The 18,286-nt window shown below is 70.2% G+C and carries 16 protein-coding genes; 3 read left to right on the top strand and 13 right to left on the bottom strand.

The features are described 5' to 3' along the window. Nucleotides 1-252 precede the first annotated feature (252 nt). On the bottom strand, nt 253-1,515 hold the full coding sequence (ilvA, locus tag ESO89_RS09610; protein ID WP_128905303.1) for a threonine ammonia-lyase: 1,263 nt from the start codon (nt 1,513-1,515) through the stop codon (nt 253-255). A 136-nt stretch (nt 1,516-1,651) separates the two neighbouring features. Between ilvA and ESO89_RS09605 the strand changes: the two genes are divergently transcribed. After that, nucleotides 1,652-2,035, top strand: coding sequence for a PLD nuclease N-terminal domain-containing protein (locus ESO89_RS09605; RefSeq protein ID WP_128905302.1), 384 nt, complete (start codon nt 1,652-1,654; stop codon nt 2,033-2,035). A gap of 41 nt (nt 2,036-2,076) precedes the next feature. Here ESO89_RS09605 and ESO89_RS09600 read toward each other — a convergent pair whose 3' ends face one another. The 3 genes from ESO89_RS09600 to ESO89_RS09590 all read right to left on the bottom strand — a co-directional run bounded on the left by ESO89_RS09600 (nt 2,077) and on the right by ESO89_RS09590 (nt 5,498). Then, nucleotides 2,077-2,472, bottom strand: coding sequence for a DUF6276 family protein (locus ESO89_RS09600; RefSeq protein ID WP_128905301.1), 396 nt, complete (start codon nt 2,470-2,472; stop codon nt 2,077-2,079). Nucleotides 2,473-2,516: 44 nt separating this feature from the next. Beyond that, nucleotides 2,517-3,215: a V-type ATP synthase subunit D gene (locus ESO89_RS09595; protein ID WP_128905300.1), complete on the bottom strand. Its 699-nt coding sequence runs from the start codon at nt 3,213-3,215 to the stop codon at nt 2,517-2,519. A 294-nt stretch (nt 3,216-3,509) separates the two neighbouring features. Continuing rightward, complete coding sequence (locus tag ESO89_RS09590) at nt 3,510-5,498, bottom strand: DUF7096 domain-containing protein (RefSeq protein WP_128905299.1); 1,989 nt, start codon at nt 5,496-5,498, stop codon at nt 3,510-3,512. 181 nt (nt 5,499-5,679) lie between these two features. On the opposite strand from ESO89_RS09590, the gene ESO89_RS18540 reads away from it, so the two are divergent. Then, on the top strand, nt 5,680-6,936 hold the full coding sequence (locus tag ESO89_RS18540; RefSeq protein ID WP_164932774.1) for a helix-turn-helix transcriptional regulator: 1,257 nt from the start codon (nt 5,680-5,682) through the stop codon (nt 6,934-6,936). A gap of 90 nt (nt 6,937-7,026) precedes the next feature. Here ESO89_RS18540 and ESO89_RS09580 read toward each other — a convergent pair whose 3' ends face one another. The 8 genes from ESO89_RS09580 to ahaH form a co-directional block, all read right to left on the bottom strand. After that, nucleotides 7,027-8,448 carry a V-type ATP synthase subunit B gene (locus tag ESO89_RS09580; protein WP_128905298.1) on the bottom strand — a complete coding sequence of 474 codons (1,422 nt, stop codon included), beginning with the start codon at nt 8,446-8,448 and terminating at the stop codon, nt 7,027-7,029. 1 nt (nt 8,449) lies between these two features. Further along, complete coding sequence (locus tag ESO89_RS09575) at nt 8,450-10,225, bottom strand: ATP synthase subunit A (protein ID WP_128905297.1); 1,776 nt, start codon at nt 10,223-10,225, stop codon at nt 8,450-8,452. Nucleotide 10,226: 1 nt separating this feature from the next. Further along, nucleotides 10,227-10,556 carry a V-type ATP synthase subunit F gene (locus ESO89_RS09570; protein WP_128905296.1) on the bottom strand — a complete coding sequence of 110 codons (330 nt, stop codon included), beginning with the start codon at nt 10,554-10,556 and terminating at the stop codon, nt 10,227-10,229. Next, entirely contained in the window at nt 10,553-11,599 is a 1,047-nt protein-coding gene (locus tag ESO89_RS09565; protein ID WP_128905295.1) for a V-type ATP synthase subunit C, read from the bottom strand. Before ESO89_RS09565 ends, ESO89_RS09570 begins: the two co-directional genes overlap by 4 nt. Further along, the gene (locus tag ESO89_RS09560; protein ID WP_128905294.1) at nt 11,596-12,171 is read right to left on the bottom strand and encodes a V-type ATP synthase subunit E; all 576 of its coding nucleotides are present in this window, start codon (nt 12,169-12,171) and stop codon (nt 11,596-11,598) included. The genes ESO89_RS09565 and ESO89_RS09560 overlap by 4 nt, the downstream gene beginning before the upstream one ends. A gap of 22 nt (nt 12,172-12,193) precedes the next feature. Next, a complete protein-coding gene (locus ESO89_RS09555) occupies nt 12,194-12,445 on the bottom strand; it encodes a hypothetical protein (protein WP_004049078.1) in 252 nt (83 codons plus the stop codon). A gap of 179 nt (nt 12,446-12,624) precedes the next feature. Beyond that, the gene (locus tag ESO89_RS09550; RefSeq protein WP_128905339.1) at nt 12,625-14,841 is read right to left on the bottom strand and encodes a V-type ATP synthase subunit I; all 2,217 of its coding nucleotides are present in this window, start codon (nt 14,839-14,841) and stop codon (nt 12,625-12,627) included. A gap of 4 nt (nt 14,842-14,845) precedes the next feature. Beyond that, nucleotides 14,846-15,202 carry an ATP synthase archaeal subunit H gene (ahaH, locus tag ESO89_RS09545; RefSeq protein WP_128905293.1) on the bottom strand — a complete coding sequence of 119 codons (357 nt, stop codon included), beginning with the start codon at nt 15,200-15,202 and terminating at the stop codon, nt 14,846-14,848. Nucleotides 15,203-15,358: 156 nt separating this feature from the next. Here ahaH and ESO89_RS09540 point away from each other — a divergent pair, with 156 nt between their 5' ends. Continuing rightward, nucleotides 15,359-17,107 (top strand): MinD/ParA family ATP-binding protein, encoded by a 1,749-nt coding sequence (locus ESO89_RS09540; protein ID WP_128905292.1) that lies wholly within the window; start codon nt 15,359-15,361, stop codon nt 17,105-17,107. A gap of 28 nt (nt 17,108-17,135) precedes the next feature. On the opposite strand, the gene ESO89_RS09535 is transcribed toward ESO89_RS09540, so the two are convergent. Next, nucleotides 17,136-18,107, bottom strand: coding sequence for a transcriptional regulator (locus tag ESO89_RS09535; RefSeq protein ID WP_128905291.1), 972 nt, complete (start codon nt 18,105-18,107; stop codon nt 17,136-17,138). Nucleotides 18,108-18,286 lie beyond the last annotated feature (179 nt).

The following is an 18,286-nucleotide window of genomic DNA, read 5'->3' as shown; positions in this document are numbered from 1 at the left end:
TCGTCACTCGCTTCGCTCGTTCCTGCGGTGCTTGCGTCGCCTCCGGCGTCCTCCCGGCTGCCCCTTTGAGTCCCGCCCCGCACCGTACGGCACCGCAGGGCACCGTAGCCTCACGCCTCCCCAGCCTCGTCAGTCGCCTCCGCTTCGCTCCGGCGACTGACTCCCTCGCACGCGCTCCTCGCGGCCGCCGGTGGCGGCCACTCGGAGGCGCGCGCCACCGCGGTTCTGTTTATAAATCAACGATCCCGCCTCTCACCCCTCCTGCGTCGTCCACGCCACCTCGTAGCCCGCCTCGCGCACCGCACTCAGGACGCGGTCGACGTGGGCCGGGCCGTTCGTCTCCACCTCGAACACGAGGTCGGCGTCGCCCACCGGCAGGTCCGGGCGGCTGCGCTCGTGGCGCACCGTCCGGATGTTCGCGCGCTCCCCGCCGATCAGGGTGGCTATCTCGCCCATCGTCCCGGGCGTGTCGTCGATCCGGACGGAGAGCTCGATCAGCTGGTCGCGCTCCACGAGGGCGTGCGTCACCACCTCCTTCAGCGTCGTCACGTCGATGTTGCCGCCACAGAGGAGCGGGACGACCGTCTCGCCGGCCAGATCGAGTTCGTCGAGCGCGTCGTCGTTCAGGAGGGCGGCCGCGGCGGTCGCGCCCGCGCCCTCGACCATCTGCTTCGCGCGCTCTAAGAGCAGCAGGATGGCGTTCGCCACGTCGTCGTCGCTCACGACGACCACGTCGTCGAGGTGTTCCTTCAGGAGGCCGAAGGTGAGCTCGCTCAGCCCCCCGGTCGCGATCCCGTCGGCGATGGTGTCCGGCTCCTCGCGCGCCACGAGTTCGCCGGCCGCGAGGCTCTCGGAGAGCGTGGAGGCGCCCTCGGTCTGTACCCCCACGACTCGCGTCTCCGGCGACCGCGCCTTGACCGCGGTGGCGACCCCGCCCGCGAGCCCGCCGCCGCCCACCGGGACGAGCACGGTGTCCGCGTCGGGCACCTGATCGAGCACCTCCAGCCCGAGCGTCCCCTGTCCGGCGACCACGTCCGGGTCGTCGAACGCGTGGACGAACCGCGTCCCGGGGTCGTCGACCAGCGTCTGCGCGTGCGCCATCGCTTCGGGGAAGGCGTTCCCGCGGAGGACGACCTCGGCGCCGTACGCGCGGGTCGCCTCGATCTTCGCGGCCGGCGCCGACTCCGGCATCACGATCGTCGCGTCGATCCCCGCCCCGGAGGCCGCCAGCGCGACCCCCTGCGCGTGGTTGCCCGCGCTCGCGGCCACGACGCGTTCGATCGGGGTCTCGTCTTCCCCCTCCCCGGACCCGTCGATCGCCCGCGAGATCGCGTTGTACGCGCCGCGCGTCTTGAACGAGCCGGTGCGCTGGAGGTGTTCCATCTTCAGGCGCACGTCGGCGCCGCACCGCTCGCTCAGCGATCGGCTGCGCTCGACGGGCGTGCGCTGGACGATCGCCGCCGGTTCGAGCCGGGCGGCGGCGGCCTCGATATCAGCGATCGTGACGGAGGACATGACCGCCGTGTTCTCGGGGACCCACAAAAGGACTCGGTTGCGAAACGGAGTCCGATCGGTCGCGCCGTCGGGGGCGGTCCGGTCCCGGCGGCGTCGTCGCCCCGTGCGCTTATAGCGTCGAGGTCGAAGTGAGCGTATGCAGCCGCTCGTCGCCGTCATCCTCGTCGGCGTTCCGCTCGCGTGGCTCGTCGCGTTCGCCGCCTACGCGTACCTCGACGCACCGAACCACGAGATGAACCCGCGGAAATGGGCGCTCATCTGCCTTTTCGTTCCCCTGTTCGGCTTCTTCGCGTACGTGTTCGAGCGCGGCGAGCGCGACTACGACCCGTCCGAGGACCCCTACGCGCCGGAAAGTGACGCGCGCACGGCCGGCCTCGCCGTCCACGAGCGACGGCGCGGGGAGAAGGGGCTCGGGCCGGTCGGGACCGAGGCGGACGACGTGGGCGAAGCGGAGGGCGAAGCGGATGGAGGCGATGAGTGGAACGACCCCGACGGGATCGACGTCGACGACGACGGCTGAGGAGAGCGCTCGGCCGGCGGAGCCGAACCCCGTCGAACCGCCTACAGCATGTCGAGCAGCGCCGACCGTCGTCGTTCGAGGTCGAACGCGGCGTCGGCCGCGTCGAGTCGCTCGAAGAAGGCGAAGGCGTCCGCTCCCGACCGCTCCGCGTGTTCGACGAGCGCCTCGATCGACGCCCGATTGAGCGCGAGCGACTCCAACTGGCCGCAGGCGAGCGCGAGGGCGACGCCGGCCTCGCCGGCGGGGAACGCGGGGTCGACGGCGGAGAAGTCCGGATCTGTGTCGGCGGCGGACGGTCCGTCAGTCGCGGCCTCGGCCGCCGGAACCGTCCGGAGACAACGGGTGCAGATCGCGGTCGGGGAGTCGGGCGCGTGGCCGCGGAGCGCGGGCGGAACCGCGAACGCGACGACGGCGGCGTCACAGTGGGGACAGGACATCGAAACGAGAGAGAAAGGCGTGAGAACGGGTCGGTTCGCCGGTGTCAGTCCGCGGGCTCCGGCTCTTCGGTCTCGGCCGCGGCGTCCTCGGCGGCCTCGGCGGCTTCCTCCTTTTCTTCCTCCTCTTTCTTGGCCTTGATCTTCTTCAGCCGGAAGATCTCCTCGCGCTCCTGCTCTTCGAGCTTCTGCTCGATGTACTCCTGGTTCTCGTACAGGCGGGGCAGGAGGGTGAACTCCAAGGCGTTCACGCGGCGCTTGGTGGTCTCGATCTCCGTGAGCATCTTCTTCATCGCCGTCTCGACCTCGGCGGCGAGGATGACCTTCTCCAACAGCTCCTCGTAGGCGTCCGCGGCCTCGTCGATTCGCGCCGAGGAGCCGAGCAGCCCGTACCCCCGCTCGTCGAGGCTCTTCCGCACCTTCGAGGACTCGATCTGCGGGACCACGACGCCCATGATGTTCTTCGACTGGGTCGTGATCTCGGGGTGCTCTTTCAGCGCCGCGGCCGCGCCGCGAACGGCGACGTCGCCCTCCATCGCGCGGGCCATGTCGATCTTGCGCTGGGCCGCCTCGTAGTTCTCGGACACGTCCGAGCGGACGTCCTGCGCCTGATCGAGGATGTCCATGAACTCCATGATGAGGCCGTCACGCTTCTGTTCGAGCGTGTCGTGACCGCGCTCGGAGAGCTCGATGCGGTCCTCGATCGCCATCAGGTTCTTCCGCGTCGGTTTGACGTCCTTGGCCATCTTGTTGGGGAACGGTTCCGCTCCGAGGCGGATAATTCTTTTCAGTCGCGCCGTGTCGGCGCGTACGAGCCCGTACGCGAGACGCGGAAAGACGGACCGGAACCGGGACCGCGTGCCGCTGACAGCGACGGCCCGATCGCGTCCGCCGGGCCGGAGAACTCCGGGCTCCGGCCGACTCGCGGCGGGGTGGCGATCGGTTCCTCGGGTCCGGCGGAGCGGCGCGGTCAGAAGCCGGCCGCCACCCAATGGGACCCGTGCGGCGTACGGGGTCGGAGCTCCGGATTCGTGGCCCCGTCAGTTGTCGTCGGGATCGTCTGGATCGTCTGGGTCGTCGGAGTCGTCTGGGTCATCCGAATCATCAGGGTCGTCGGAGTCATCAGGGTCGTCAGGATCGTCCGAATCATCCGGATCATCCGGATCATTGGGATCGTCGGAGTCGTCGGAGTCATCCGGATCGTTCGGATCATCAGAATCGCCAGGATCGTCGGGGTCGTCGGGATCGTCGGAGTCGTCAGGATCGTCGGAGTCATCAGGATCGTCAGGATCGTCGGAGTCATCAGGATCGTCAGGATCGTCCGAATCATCCGGATCGTCCGGATCATTGGGATCGTCGGAGTCGTCCTCGTCATTCCGGTCGTCTTCACCGCTGTCCTCCGGCGCGTCGGAGCCGTCGTCACCGTCCGCGTCGCGGCCGTCGATGTCGATGTCGTCCGGCGCGAGCGCGCCGTCGTCGCCGACCTCGAACTCGATTTCGGCCTCGAAGCCCCCCTTCGTGAGACCGACCTCCAGCCCGCCGTCACCGGTCCCGACGGCGTCGAACGAGAGGCTCCCGTCCCCGTCGGTCGTGCCGACCGGCTCGCCGGCGGCGGTGACCGCGACGCCGGCGACGCCCTCGCCGTCGTACGTCACGGAGACCGAGACCGTCCCGTCGTCGACGGTGCCGGTCACGTCGAGTCGCTCGCGGATCATCTCGTCCTCGGCCTCCCCGGGCGACGCAGACCGAAGCGCGAGCCCCAGTTCGCCCTCGCGTCCGTCCCCCTCGACCTCGATGTCGACCTCGTCCTCGTCGGGCAGCCGCACCGCGATCCGCCCGTCGCCGTCGGTCGTCCCGGCGTCGCGGTCGCCGACCGCGACCGTCGCGCCCTCGACGGGAGCGCCGGCGGCGGTGACGCGGAGAGAGACCGTCCCGCCGGCGTCGGCGGTGCCGTCGACGATCGCGATCGACAGCGGCGTCTCGCCGGTGTCGCCTTCGGAGCCACCCTCCCCTCGCGGTTCGATCTCCTCCTCGAACTCGAAGACCGCGCCGGTTTCCCCGTCGACGCTCACCTCGGCTTCGCCGGTCGCCGCGGGCCCGTAGAAGGCGAACTCGAACCCGTAGTAGCCGTCGTCGTCGCGGTCGACGGAGCGGAGCGTCCACTCGCCGTCGCTCTCGTTCGAGAGCGGCTCCCTCGCGGCCGACAGCGCCTCGCTCTGGCTCACCCGGAACGTCCCGTTTCCGGACCGGTCGCGCTCGAACTCGCGGGAGCGCCCCCCGTCGTCGCTCTCGGCTTCGATCGAGACGCCGCCGTCGACGTCGATCGAGTACTCGCCGGAGCGCTCGCCGGTGTACTGCGCGAGCAGCGCGCTCGCCCCGGACCCGGTGACGCGGTCGAGCCGGTCGCGCGCCTCCTCGTTTGCGTCCCGGTCGTAGCCGGCGGCGCGCAGCTCCAGCGCGGAGACCCCCTCGGCGCGGTCGTCGAGGCGCTCGAAGCCGCTGGCGACGGTTCCCGCCCGCCCGGAGATCACCGCGAGCCGCCGGGCGAACTCGTCGCGGGTGAGGGCCCCCGCCTCGTACGCCTCGCGCGCCTCGCGCTGGTCGGCGACGACCGCGTCGGCCCGCTCGCGGAGGGCCGCCGCCCGATCGGCGAGCACCGCGGCTCGCTCCGACTCGCTGCCGTTCTCCAGCGCGGCCGCGAGCGACGACGCCTCGACGCCGCCGCTCACCTCGTCGTCGGTGACGGCGATGACCGTCGCGAGCTGTTGGCCGACCGCCGCGCGCGACGCGTTACCGTCGCTCGCGTTCGTTCCGTCGGTCTCACCGGTCCCGCTTCCGCCCGAGGTCCCTCCGCCGTCAGCCTGCGTCGGCGGGGTCGGCGCCACGCCGATCCGGTCGGTCGCAGCGTCGTCCCCGCCGACCGTCGGCGCGGCGCCGGACCCGACTCCCCCGGCCAGCGCGCCGCCGGGGACCGATCCGACGACGAGCCCCAGCGCCACCAGCGCGGTCAGGAGCCGTGTGCCCTTCATCGTCGAGTGTCGTGGCACGCCGGACACATATATCGCGTCGTTCGTCTCGCACCGTTTCGCCCAGTTTCGCCGCGTTGCACGGGGACCGACGGAGCGCGCCGACGAACCGCAGAGATCGCGGGGCCGCGGCGACGGCGACGATCTGTGGCTTTTAACCCGAACGGCGGAGTATGCCCGTCCGATGCGACCGAGCGATCGGACCCCGCGTGCGGTCCTCGTCCTCCTCGTCGCCGTCTGCTGTCTGGCGGCCGTCGCGCTCGGCGGTGCAGCGAGCGCACAGACCGTCGTCGTCCCGCAGACCGACGACCAGCCCGCCCCGGACAACACGCTCACCCGGATCGATCTGGCCGCCGACGGCTCGGCGACGTGGGAGGTCACCCTCCGAACCCGCCTCGAAAACGACTCCGACGTCGCGGAGTACGAGCGGTTCCAAGAGCGGTTCCGATCCAACACGAGCCGCTACCTCGACCCGTTCGCCGAGCGGATGTCCGGCGTCGTCTCGGCCGCAAACGATTCGTCCGACCGCGAGATGCGCGCGACCGACTTCGAGGCCGAGACCGGGATCCAAGAGGTTCCCCGCCGCTGGGGCGTCGTCAGCTTCCGGTTCACGTGGACCGGCTTCGCCGCGGTCGACGGCGACGCGGTCGTCGCCGGCGACGTCTTCGCCGGGGGATTCTTCATCAGCGAGGACGACGCGCTGGCCGTTTCGGCGCCGGATGGGTACGTCGTCGAGTCCACCGACCCCGATCCCGACGACGCCGGCGACGGCGACGTCGAGTGGCGCGGCCGCGAGGACTTCGACGACGGCCGGCCGCGCGTCCGCGCCGTGTCGGCGGCGACCGCCGGCGGGGGGAGCGGTGACGACGGGGACGGCGCGAGCGCCGGTTCCGACTCGGGCGGCGCCGAAAACGCCGCCCTCCTCGCCGCGCTCGGCGTCCTCGTCCTCGTCGCGGCGGTCGGGCTCGCCGGCTACGCCGTGCGGACCGGTCGATTCGGTCTCGGCGACGGGAGCGGCGGTTCCGCGGCCGGCGACGGGAGCGGCGGTTCCGCGGCCGGCGACGACGGCGGGGCCGATCACGGGGGAGCCGGACCGGACCCCTCCCCGTCGGGATCGAACGGCGGCGCGCCGGACGGATCGGGGGCCGCCGGCACCCACCGGGGCGATTCCGCGAGCGCGGCCGAGACCCGCTCGGACGACGACCCCGACGCGATCGACCCCGAACTCCTCACGGACGAGGACCGAGTCAGGCGCGCGCTCCGCGAGCGCGGCGGGCGGATGAAGCAGTCGGACGTGGTCGAGGAGTTCGGCTGGTCGAAGTCGAAGACCTCGCGCGTGCTCTCGCGGATGGCCGACGACGGCGAGGTGGAGAAGCTCCGCCTCGGCCGCGAGAACGTGATCGATCTCGCCGACGGCGACGATCCCCTCGACGAGGAGTGACGGCGAGGTGGGGCGGTACGGAGCGGCCGACGCGGCGTCCGGCGCGGCCGCTCGGCGGAATCGGGCGCGAAAGAGTAGAGAGAAGCCGGCTTAGTCGGCCGCTTCGACGACTTCGCGCTCGGAGTCCTCCTCGCGGTAGTACTCCTCGATGAACTCCTCGTCGATCCGGTTGAGGGCGTCCTTCGGGAGCATCGAGAGCAGGTCCCAGCCGATCTCCAGCGTCTCCTCGATGCCGCGGTTCTGGTCGAAGCCCTGGTCGACGAACTCCGACTCGAACGCGTCCGCGAAGTCGAGGTACTTGTTGTCGAGCTCCGAGAGCGCCTCGCGACCGACGATGTTCACGAGGTCGCGCAGGTCCTCGCCCTCCGCGTACGCCGCGAACATCTGGTCTTTCACGTCGGCGTGGTCCTCGCGGGTGAGCCCCTCGCCGATCCCGTCGTCCATCAGCCGCGACAGGCTGGGGAGGACGTTGATCGGGGGCTGGAGCCCCTGACTGTTGAGGTCGGGGTCGACGTAGATCTGCCCCTCCGTGATGTACCCGGTCAGGTCCGGGATCGGGTGGGTGTCGTCGTCGCCCGGCATCGTGAGGATCGGGATCTGGGTGACCGACCCCTCACGGCCCTGAATCCGCCCGGCGCGCTCGTACAGCTGCGCCAGGTCGGTGTACATGTATCCGGGGTAGCCGCGTCGCCCCGGGACCTCCTCGCGGGCCGCCCCGATCTCGCGGAGCGCCTCGCAGTAGTTGGTCATGTCCGTCAGGATGACGAGGACGTGGTAGTCCTTCTCGAAGGCGAGGTACTCGGCCGTGGTGAGCACCATCCGCGGGGTGACCGTCCGCTCGACGGCGGGGTCGTCCGCGAGGTTCATGAAGACGACGGAGCGCTCCAAGGCGCCGGTGCGCTCGAAGTCCTCCATGAACTCGTTGGCCTCCTCCTGGGTGATCCCCATCGCGCCGAAGATGACGGCGAACTCGGAGCTCTCCTCGTCGTCGCCCTCCTCCTCTTCGGGCACGCTGGCCTGCCGGGCGATCTGCATCGCCAGTTCGCTGTGCGGCTGGCCGGAGCTGGAGAAGATCGGGAGCTTCTGGCCGCGGACGAGCGTGTTCATCCCGTCGATGGCCGAGACGCCCGTCTCGATGAACTCCTCGGGGTACTCCCGAGAGTACGGGTTGATCGCCGCGCCGACGATGTCCTGTCGCTCCTCGGGGACGATCTCCGGACCGTCGTCGATCGGGCGGCCGGAGCCGTCGAGGACCCGCCCGAGCAGGTCCTCGGTGACGGGCATCTTCATCGTCTCGCCCAGGAACCGGACGGACGCGTTCTGGTCGATACCGGAGGTGCCCTCGAACACCTGGATGGCGACGACGCCCTCCGAGGATTCGAGCACCTGTCCGCGCAGCGTCTCGCCCTGTGCCGTCTCGATCTCGACGATCTCGTCATAGCCGATCGACTCGTCGACCTCGGCGTACACGAGGGGGCCGCTGATCTCGGTGATGGTCTGATACTCTTTCATGTTAGTAGAGGCTCCGGAGTTCCTCGGTGATCTCCGCTTTGAGCTCCTCGACGTACTCCTCGTAGTCCTCCTGGACGCCGATCCGGTTGATCCGGGGGGCGGCCTCGGTGTCGATGATCTCCTCGACGGGCACGCCCGCTTCGAGGGCGTCGAACGCCTCGTCGTTGAACGTCTCGATCGTCGTCAGCATGAGGTACGTCTTCTCCGGCGGACAGTACGTGTCGACCGGGTGGAACGCGTTCTGCTGGAGGTACGCCTCGCGCAGGTAGCGGGCGACCTCCAGGGTGAGCTGCTGGTCGTCGGGCAGGGCGTCCTTCCCGACGAGCTGGACGATCTCCTGCAGCTCGGTCTCCTCGTCGAGCACGTCGACCGCCCACTGGCGCTTCTCGGCCCAGTCGTCGGCGACCTCGTCTTCGAACCACGGGTCGAGCTGGTCTTTGTACAGCGAGTACGACTCGTTCCAGTTGATCGACGGGAAGTGGCGGCGTTCCGCCAGGTCCGCGTCGAGCGCCCAGAACGTCTTCACGATGCGCAGCGTGTTCTGGGTGACCGGCTCGGAGAAGTCGCCGCCGGGCGGCGACACCGCGCCGATCGCCGAGACGGACCCCTCCGTCCCGTTGACGTTCTCGAAGTAGCCGGCGCGCTCGTAGAACTGCGCGAGCCGGGCGGCGAGGTACGCGGGGTACCCCTCCTCGCCGGGCATCTCCTCCAGCCGGGAGGAGATCTCGCGCATGGCCTCCGCCCACCGCGAGGTGGAGTCGGCCATCAGCGCCACGTCGTACCCCATGTCGCGGTAGTACTCGGCGATCGTGATCCCCGTGTAGATACAGGACTCACGCGCCGCGACGGGCATGTTCGAGGTGTTGGCGATGAGCGAGGTCCGGGCCATCAGCGGGTTGCCGTTGGCCGGGTCCTCAAGCTCGGGGAAGTCCTCGATGACCTCGGTCATCTCGTTGCCGCGCTCGCCGCAGCCGACGTAGACGATGATGTCCGCGTCGGCGTACTTCGCGAGCTGGTGCTGGGTGACCGTCTTCCCGGAGCCGAACGGCCCCGGAATCGCGGCCGTCCCGCCCTTCGCGATGGGGAACAGCCCGTCGAGGATGCGCTGGCCGGACACCAGCGGCGTCCGGGGCGTCTTCTTGTTCGCGGAGGGGCGCGCCTCGCGGACGGGCCACTCCTGGTGCATCGAGACGTCCGTCCCGTTGGCGAGCTCGGCCACCGTCTCGGTGACGTCGAACGAGCCCGACTCGACGGCGGTGACCTCGGTGGTCTCGCCCTCCTCTAAGGCGTCCGGCGGCACCATCACCTTGTGGTCGATGGTGACCGTCTCCTCGACGACGCCGACCACGTCGCCGCGGCCGACCTCGTCGCCGACCTCGACGGCGGGTTCGAACTCCCACTCCTTCTCGAGGTCGATGCCGGGCGCGTCGACCCCGCGGTCGAGGTACGGACTGCCCATCTTGCCCTCCAGCACGTCCAGGGGACGCTGGACGCCGTCGTAGATGGCGTCCAGCATGCCCGGACCAAGGTCGACCGACAGCGGCTCGCCCGTGTTCTCGACGGGCTCGCCGGGGGCGACCCCGGAGGTCTCCTCGTACACCTGAACGGTCGTGATGTCGCCTTCGATCTCGATCACTTCCCCCATGAGGCCTTCGTCGCCGACGTAGACGACGTCGTTCATGCGGGCGTCGAGGTCGCGGGCGCTCACGACCGGACCGCTCACGCTCTGGATGACACCGTGTTCCGTGGTGGTCTCCGTGGATTCTGCTTTGCTCATATTAGTCGTCCTCCTCCATCAGGTCGATCCCGATGGCTCGTTTGATCTGGTCGCGCAGCCCGCCGCTGCCGGCGCCGGACCCGCCGAGGGTCACGAGCACGGGCTCGATGCTCCCCTCCACCGCCTCGCGGGTCCCCCGCGAGAGGTGGTCGAGGTCGTCGTCGTGCATCACGATGATGCCGGTGTCCTCGTCGCCGAGGGTCCGTTCGACGGCGTCGTCGAGCCGCTCGTCCTTCTCGTCGTCCGGTACGTTCTCGAACTTCCGCACGCCGGCGAGCCTGAATCCGGTGGTGAACTCGGGGCTCCCGACGACGGCGATCTCCTGGCTCATGTTATCACCAGCTCCGATTCGATCTCGTCGGCCGACAGCCCGGCCTCCTTCCCGCGGGCGATCGCCCGGATGTTCTCGACTTCCCGCTCCTTCGCGAGGATGTACGAGATCACCGGCGTCACCGACACCGGGTGGATCGTGCCGAGCCGGTCGCCGTACGCCAGCAGGGCGGCGTCGGTCGCGTGCTCGAACGCGATGAGGCTGTCCGCCTCCTCGAGTTCGCGCAGCGCGGGCCCGAGCTCCTCGCCGTACTGGCTGTCGGCGATGTACTCAACGAGGTCGTCGAGGTTCCGCGCGAGCCGCGCGAGCGACCCGCGGGTGAACAGCTCGCCGCCCTCGATGAAGTACGCCGCGGGGTCGATGTCCGCGCCCGACCGGGCGAGCCGGAGGGCGTTCGCCGCGTTGCGGAAGTCGACCTCCGCCTTGAGGAACGCCTCGTACTGGCGGGTCGGCTCGTCGTTGCCGAGCCCCGACAGGAGCCGCTCGTAGAACGCGCGGTCGACGGCGTTCTCCAGCGGCACCAGCACGTCCGTCTCCTCGTACTCGGCGTACGCCTCCCGGAGCGGGTCCCCGTAGACGGTGTCTTCGAGCACCTCGACGACGGCGTCGATCGAGTCGGCCTCCAGCAGCCGCCGCATCCGGCGGTCGTCGAACTCGCCGGCGCGGATCAGGTCGGTCTCGATCGCCGACTGGTCCGCGTCCGTGTAGACGCCGCGGATGACCGTCTTCACGTTCCAAGCGTCGAACTTCCGGAGGTACCGGGCGATCAGGCCGTACAGCGACCCCTCGCTCCAGTCGAGGATGTCGTCGAACTGCTCGGCGAGGTTGCGGTTCAGCGCGTACTCGATGAGGTCCACGCCGCCGTGGCGGCTCCCGAGGGCGTTGATCTCCGCGCCGTAGCTCGACTCCTCCATGAACCGGGCGATCTCCGCCGGCCCCATCCGGGTCAGCTTCCGGTACTCCTCGTCGCCGTAGAGGCTGCCGCGGCGGGCACGAACCCGCGCGACGACGTACTCTGGGTTCGAGCTCCCGACGGCGCTCATTGGTCGAACAGTCGCTCCGAGATGTTCTTCAACTCGTCGTCCCAGACGGACTCCAGGATCGAGTCGAACGTGTTGTTCACGCGAACGCGAGAGGTGTCGCTCTCCGCGACGACGCCGCCGAGACAGTCGACTTCGCCGTCGACCTCGGCGTTGCGGCCCTCGACGAGCTCCTCGAGGAGATCGACGTCCTCGGCGCGGGTGTAGACGGCGACCTCCTCGTCGTCGAACTCCGCGAGCGTCGCGTCGAGCAGCGTCTCGGTCAGCTCGCGGCGCCGATCGCCGTCGAGCCCCTCGATGGCGGCCTCGACGTCGGCGCGGACGTCCTCCAAGACGTCGCGGCGAGCGCCGAGCCGCTCCTGTTTGGCCTCGAGTTTGGCCGAGGAGAGCGTCTGCTCGCGCTCCTGATCGATCTGTCGATCGACCTCGGCGAGCCGCTCTTCGCGGATGCGCTCGGCGTCGGCCTCCGCCTCGGCGACGATCTCGTCCGCCTCGGACTCCGCCGCCTCGCGGATCTCCTCTGCACGCGCGCGGGCTTCGTCTCGAACGTCCTCAACGACAGTGTCCAAACTCATTGGTGTGGAAAGGGGGTGCCGCTTAGACGATGAAGACGACGACGAGTGCGAGAATGACGATCGTCTCGGGGAGGACCGTCAGAATGAGCCCGTTGACGAACAGGTCGTCGTCCTCGGCCATCGCGCCGACGGCCGCGGAACCGATCCCCCGCTCGGCGTACCCCGCGCCGAGCGCCGCCAGCCCGACGGCGAGTGCTGCCGCGGCGTTGGCGTCAGTCAGCGTTCCACCGGCCTGCAGTGCGACGTTCCCGAGTTCGTTGGTAGCTTCAAGCATTGGTAGTAGTTGCGGTTGCTCGTCTCCGAACAGTTGCTAGTTGCCGCCACAGTAGTCATAAAGCTTCCCAAAACGACCGAATAGAGCGACCCTGAGGCGGGAGAGAAACGCGACTAACGACGGCGATTTCCGGGCGCCGTCGGCGCCCGAGAGGCCGGTCGCGGACCGGACCGCGGCCGTCAGTCCTCGTCGGCGGTGTACTGCCGGTCGTAGCCGAACGGCAGGTACGCGTCCCCGCCGCCCTCGTAGAAGTTCCCGAAGAACTCCACGTATTCGAGACGCACCGCCTGAATGCCGGCGGAGGTGACCCCGAGCGCGAGGACGACGATGTGACCGACGACCGCGACGACGATCCCGCCCACGAGCGCGACGATCCCGACGAGGCCGATCGAGGCCGGGTCGAACGCGGTCGTGATCCCGGCGAAGACGAGCTCGTACTCCTCCGGGTGGTTCCGGATGTACTCGAGGTACTCGGCGGAGAAGATGAAGTGGAAGCTCCCCTCGCCGCCTTCGCCGATGTACGCCCCGAACGCCAGCAGGTTCACGGCCAGCGCCATCCCGCCCTTCGCGAGCAGCACCGCCATGATCCGGGCGTACGAGATGACGTTGACGATCGGCGAGAGCACCTCGGCGAGCTCCGGCGGCTCGCCGATCGCGAGCAGGACGACGCCGAGCGCGATGGCCGCGATGGCGGCGTACCCGACGGCGACCGGGAAGCCGGCGAACGACACGGCCCCGAAGGTGAGTATCGAGAACGAGTCGAACAGGAAGTCCGGCTTCGGACCGGGGAGGTGCTGGCTGAAGATCCAGACCCACGCGCCGTTGAGGATCAGCAGCCACGAGCCGCCCTCGTACAGCGCGTGCTTCAGGTCGTGCTGCTGGTAGTTGCTCACGAACGAGAGGACGTGTCCCACGTTCAGGTGCGCGAGCCCGAACAGCACGCTGGCGACCAGGAACGACAGCGCCCAGTCGATGTCCGCCGGCGAGAGGCCCTTCCCGTCGACGGGCCAGTGGACCTCGCCCGGCAGCAGCTGGTACGCGTGGTAGCCGAACACGTCGATCCCGAAGTAGATCCCGAACAGGACCGTGAAGCCGCCGGCCCACAGCGCGACGGCGCCGAGCTCCCGGAACGTGCCCTCGTAGTTGCGGTACAGGAAGGCGCCGATGGCGGCGTACAACACGCCGTACCCCACGTCGCCGATCATGAAGCCGAACATGAGCGGGAACGTGAGGAAGACTAAAAGCGTGGGGTCGAACTCCGAGTACTTCGGCCGCCCGAACCCCTGCACGAGCAGCTCGAAGGGGCCGGCCGCGCTCCCGTTGTTCTGGACGACCGGCGGGTCGTCGCCGCCGTGGGTCGCGTGGCCGCCGTCCGTGGCCGCCTCGCGCTCGGCGTCGTCGCCTGCCGCGGTCGCGACCTCGGCGCCGCCCGCGCCGCCGCCGTCAGCGACCGCCTCCGTGTGGTGGTCGCCGTCGGGGGTGAACGACGCGCGCTCCAGCTCCTCGACCTCGGCGTGGTCGCCGACCGCGTCGGCGACCGCCGCCTGCAGGTCGGGGAACGTCTCGGTCGGGACCCATCCCTCGGCGATGAAGGCGTTCTCGGTGGTCGCGAAGGAGAGCGGCGCCTGCTTCTTCTCGGCCTCGATGGTGAGCTGCTCCTCGGCGCGCAGCAGGAAGCCGGCCGTCTCCTCTTTCACCGCCGCGAGCTCCGCCTCGACCTCGTCGAGGTCGTTCCGGAGCGACTCGCGTTCGCGCTCCAGCTCCGCGACGTACTCGCTCGGGCTGGCGTCCGCCTCGGGGACCTCCAGCAGCGCGATGTCGACGCCCACGAGCGAGTCCTGGAGGACCCCCTCGTCGGCCCCGTCCGCGGGGCGCGCGAAGATCGCCACCACGTCGCTCCCGGCGAACACCTCGAACGCGTCGATCCCGTCCGCGTCGGCGAGCGTCGCCTCGACCGCCTCCGGCTTCGCCTCGCCGACGACGACTTCGAGCGAGTCGTAGCCGCCGAGCAGGTCGAGCTCGACGCCGAGATCCGCGAACGGTTCCATCCGGTCGATCTCCTCCTGCCGGTCGCGGATCTCGGTCTGCAGCTCGTCGCGCCGGTCGTTGAGCTCGTTGACGCGCTCGCGCACGTCGTCGAGCTCCGCTTCGAGCTCCTCGTCGCCGAGCGGGCGGGCGCCGTCGACCTCGTCGCCCTCGACGTCGAGAATGCTCTCCAGCGAGCGCACGGTGACGAGCTTCTCGTTGACGGTCTCCGCGCCGTCGAGCGACTCGCCGGGCGCGAACCCCTCGTAGCGCTCGTCGTAGTCGGTGACGTGCAGGGAGTGGTGTTCGTACGTCGCCTCGATCACGTCGTCGATGACGCGCTTCGATCCCGTCACCGACACCTTACTCATCCGCTCAGGCCTGAGCATCCACCGCCTCCTCGGCCTGTTGGTTCACCGCTTCTTCGAACCGTTCGACGGCGTAGTCGACGGCCGAGTCCACGCGCTCGCGGGCCTCGCGTTCGAGCTCGTCGCGGTCGGCACGACCCGATTCGAGGATCTCCTCGCGGCGCTCCTCGATCTCCTCGCGGGCCGCCGCCAGCCGGTCGTCGGCCTCGGAGTCCGCCTCTTCCTCGGCCTCCGCGCGGATCTCCTCCGCGCGCCGTCGAGCCTCGGCGAGGCGCTCGTCGGCGTCCGATTCCGCCTCCGCGATGATCTCGTCCGCCTCCGTTTCAGCCTCCTTGATCCGGTCGAGCACCTCTGGTCTCGCCATGCTACTAATCGCCTGAAACTCTACAAGCGACGTATAAGGTGTTTGCGAAAGTGCGCGCGCGGTTCCGGCGATTCGGGCGGTCGATCGCGCCGAAACGCCGCCGCGATCGCGCCGTCGCCGCCTACATTTAAGTGCCAGTCGCCGGACCCTCACCGTATGGCAACGGTGTATGCGGTCGCGTCGGCGAAAGGTGGGGTCGGGAAGACCACCACGACCGCGGCGGTGGCGACGCTCCTGGCCGACTCGGGCGCCGACGTCGTCGCGATCGACGCCGACCTCGGCATGGCGAACCTCGCGGAGGCCGTGGGCGTGACCCCCGGCGGGATCACCCTCCACGACGTGCTGGCGGGGGCGGCCGCCCCCCGCGACGCCGTCCACGAGGGGCCGGTCGGCCTCCGCGTCGTCCCGGGCGCGGCGGAGCTGAAGGCGTACGCGGCGGCCGACCCCTCCGGGCTCCTCGAGGTCGTCGACGCCTTCGACGACGCCGACTACGTGTTCGTCGACGCCGGCGCGGGGCTCTCACACGACTCCACGCTCCCGCTCGGGATCGCGGACGAGACCCTGCTCGTCTCCACGGCGGAGCGGACCGCCCTCGGCGACACCGAGAAGACCCGCCGGCTGACCGAGCGGCTCGGCGGCTCCGTCGCGGGCGCGGCGATCACCCGCCTCGACCCCGCGACCGCCGCGGCCGACGCCCCGATCGACGCGGTCGAGGAGACGCTCGATACGGCGGTGATCGGACGCATCCCGGAGGACGACGCGGTGGTGCGCGCGGCGGAGTCGGGCCAGCCGCTCCCCGCCTTCGCCCCGGACGCCCCGGCGACCCGCGCGTACCGGGACCTGACGCGGGCGCTGACCGGCGCGGCGATCGACGGCCCCGGGCTCGCCGTCGGGGGCGACGCGGCGCCGGAGAGCGGGGAGCGCGCGGGCGCGGCCGCCGCCGGGGACGCGGTCGCGGGCGGAGGCGAGTCACGCGCGGAAGCCGCCTCCCCCGACGAGGACGACGCCGAAGGGCCGAGCAGCTCCGAAGAACCGAGCAGCTCCGAAGAACCGAGCAGCTCCGAAGAACCGAGCAGCTCCGAAGGGCCGGACGACGCTGAAAAGCCGGACGACGCCGGACGAGGAGGCGCCGACGCCGCCGAGGGGTCCGCCGACCCGGACGCCGAAGACGAGGAGGACATCATCGTCGCGGACTCGGACCGGGCGGGCCTCGGCGAGCCGAGCGACGAGGAGGACATCATCGTCGCGGCGGAGTCGCCCGTCGAGGACACTTCTGACCCCGGAGACGCCGCGGACCCCGGGGACATCGCAGACACCGGAGACATCGCAGACACCGGAGACGCCGCGAGGCGCGGAGAGACCGGGGGCGTCGGGGAGTCCGGGAGCCTCGGGGAGCCCGACGGCTCCGCCGACGCCGATCGCGACGCGGTCGCCGGCGAGACGGAGGCGGTCGGGGAGCGTCACGTCGACGCCGACGACCTCGAGGCGATGATCGAGGAGGGCCTCGAACCGACGACGTTCGACGACGAGGGCGATCCGTCCGTCGGCCCGACGGACGACTCGTCGGCGAGTGCCGATCCGACGGACGACTCGCCAGAGGACGACTCGCCGGACGAGGGAGTCACCGGCGGCGAGGCGACGGGTGCCGAGGGACGAGCCCGGTCGCCGCCGGACGCGGAGCCAAGGACAGACCCGGAGTCCGGAGCGGGCGCGGAACCGGAGACAGACGCGGAATCCGGAGCGGGCGCGGAACCGGACGCCGATGCGGACGACGAGCTTGCAGGGAGCGTCCCGTTCCGCGACGACGACACCGGGATGATGAACACGGTCCTCTCCGAGGAGGAGGAGGAGTCGGACGACGAGGACGAGGACGGCGGATTCTTCAGCCGACTGCTCGGTCGTTAGCGGCCCGTGGGAGCGCCGGCGGCGGGCGTCAGGCCTCGGACGGCGCCTTCGCCCGGTCGCGGATGAGCTCGCGGATCTCTTCGGGGTCGGAGATGCCGGCGAGCTCCTCGCAGGAGACGAGGGCGGTGCCGTCGACCGACTCGCGCTCCTCGTCCTCCTCGGTGAAGTACACCGAGCGGGTCTGCGCCACCTCGCCGATCGAGGACATGATCCGCGCGCGTTTCTCGGCGGCCGGCGTGAACGTCGAGTGACCGGTGAGCACCCGCGCCGCGGAGCTCCCCTCGTCCTCGGAGACGGCCTTGAACGGCGCGCGGGCGGTCGGGTGGACCGTGAAGCCCGCGTTCGTGAGCACGTGAAGGACGTGCTCGTCGTCGGGGTCGGTCTCGGGCGCCGAGGGGGTGGGGTCGGCGTCGCGGACCTCGTCGGCGCCGTCGAGCACGTCGACCGGGCTGGAGAAGGGCTCGTTGAACAGCTCTTCCAGCTGGATCGCCACCTCGATGGAGGCGTTCATCCCGTCCTCGTACTTCGAGACGGTGCGGCGAGAGACGCCGAGCTCGGTCGCGAGGCGGCCGAGCGACCAGCCGCGCTCCTCGCGCTCGTCGGCCAGCAGGTCGCCGTCGAGGCTGACGTAGAGCCCGCCGGGAGCCGCGTAGATGAGCGGCGGCATCCCCTCGACGAACAGGTCGTACCCCGTGTCGGGGTTGATCACCGGGACGCCGTGCCGGAAGTAGACGACGCCCGGCTTCAGGTCCTCGTCGCGGGTCCGGACCCCGATCACCATCGGCGTCCCCTGCAGGTACTCGCCGAGCCGGCGCATCTCCGCGCCGGTCTCCGCGTCGAGCGCGTCGACGTTCCCGAGAATCTTCAGCAGGACGAGGTCCTCGTCGCGCCGGGCCGCCACGTCGAAGCTCTTGGGCCGGACCGCACACCGGTCGCTGACGAGGAAGCCCGCATCCTCCAGCATCGCGGTGATGTTTTCGATCAGCGCAGTCCGGGACATGGTCGAAATAAGCGGCTCGCCGTATATATGCGTTGTGTCAGTCGTACGCGCTCGAAAGCCCCGCCAGCCTGCGATTTTCTCGATCGGGGCGTCGACGCAGTTATATACTCGTTAATCGGTGCTTCCCTCTCTGCTGTTCCGTCCCCGCGCCGAAACCGGTTTGTCCGGGAGCGAGAGAG

The sequence above is a fragment of the Halorubrum amylolyticum genome (assembly GCF_004114995.1).
In the GTDB taxonomy this organism is placed as follows: Archaea; Halobacteriota; Halobacteria; order Halobacteriales; family Haloferacaceae; genus Halorubrum; species Halorubrum amylolyticum.
The sequence above is the reverse complement of the archived record's forward strand: the minus strand, read 5'-3'. Positions and strand labels throughout refer to the sequence as shown.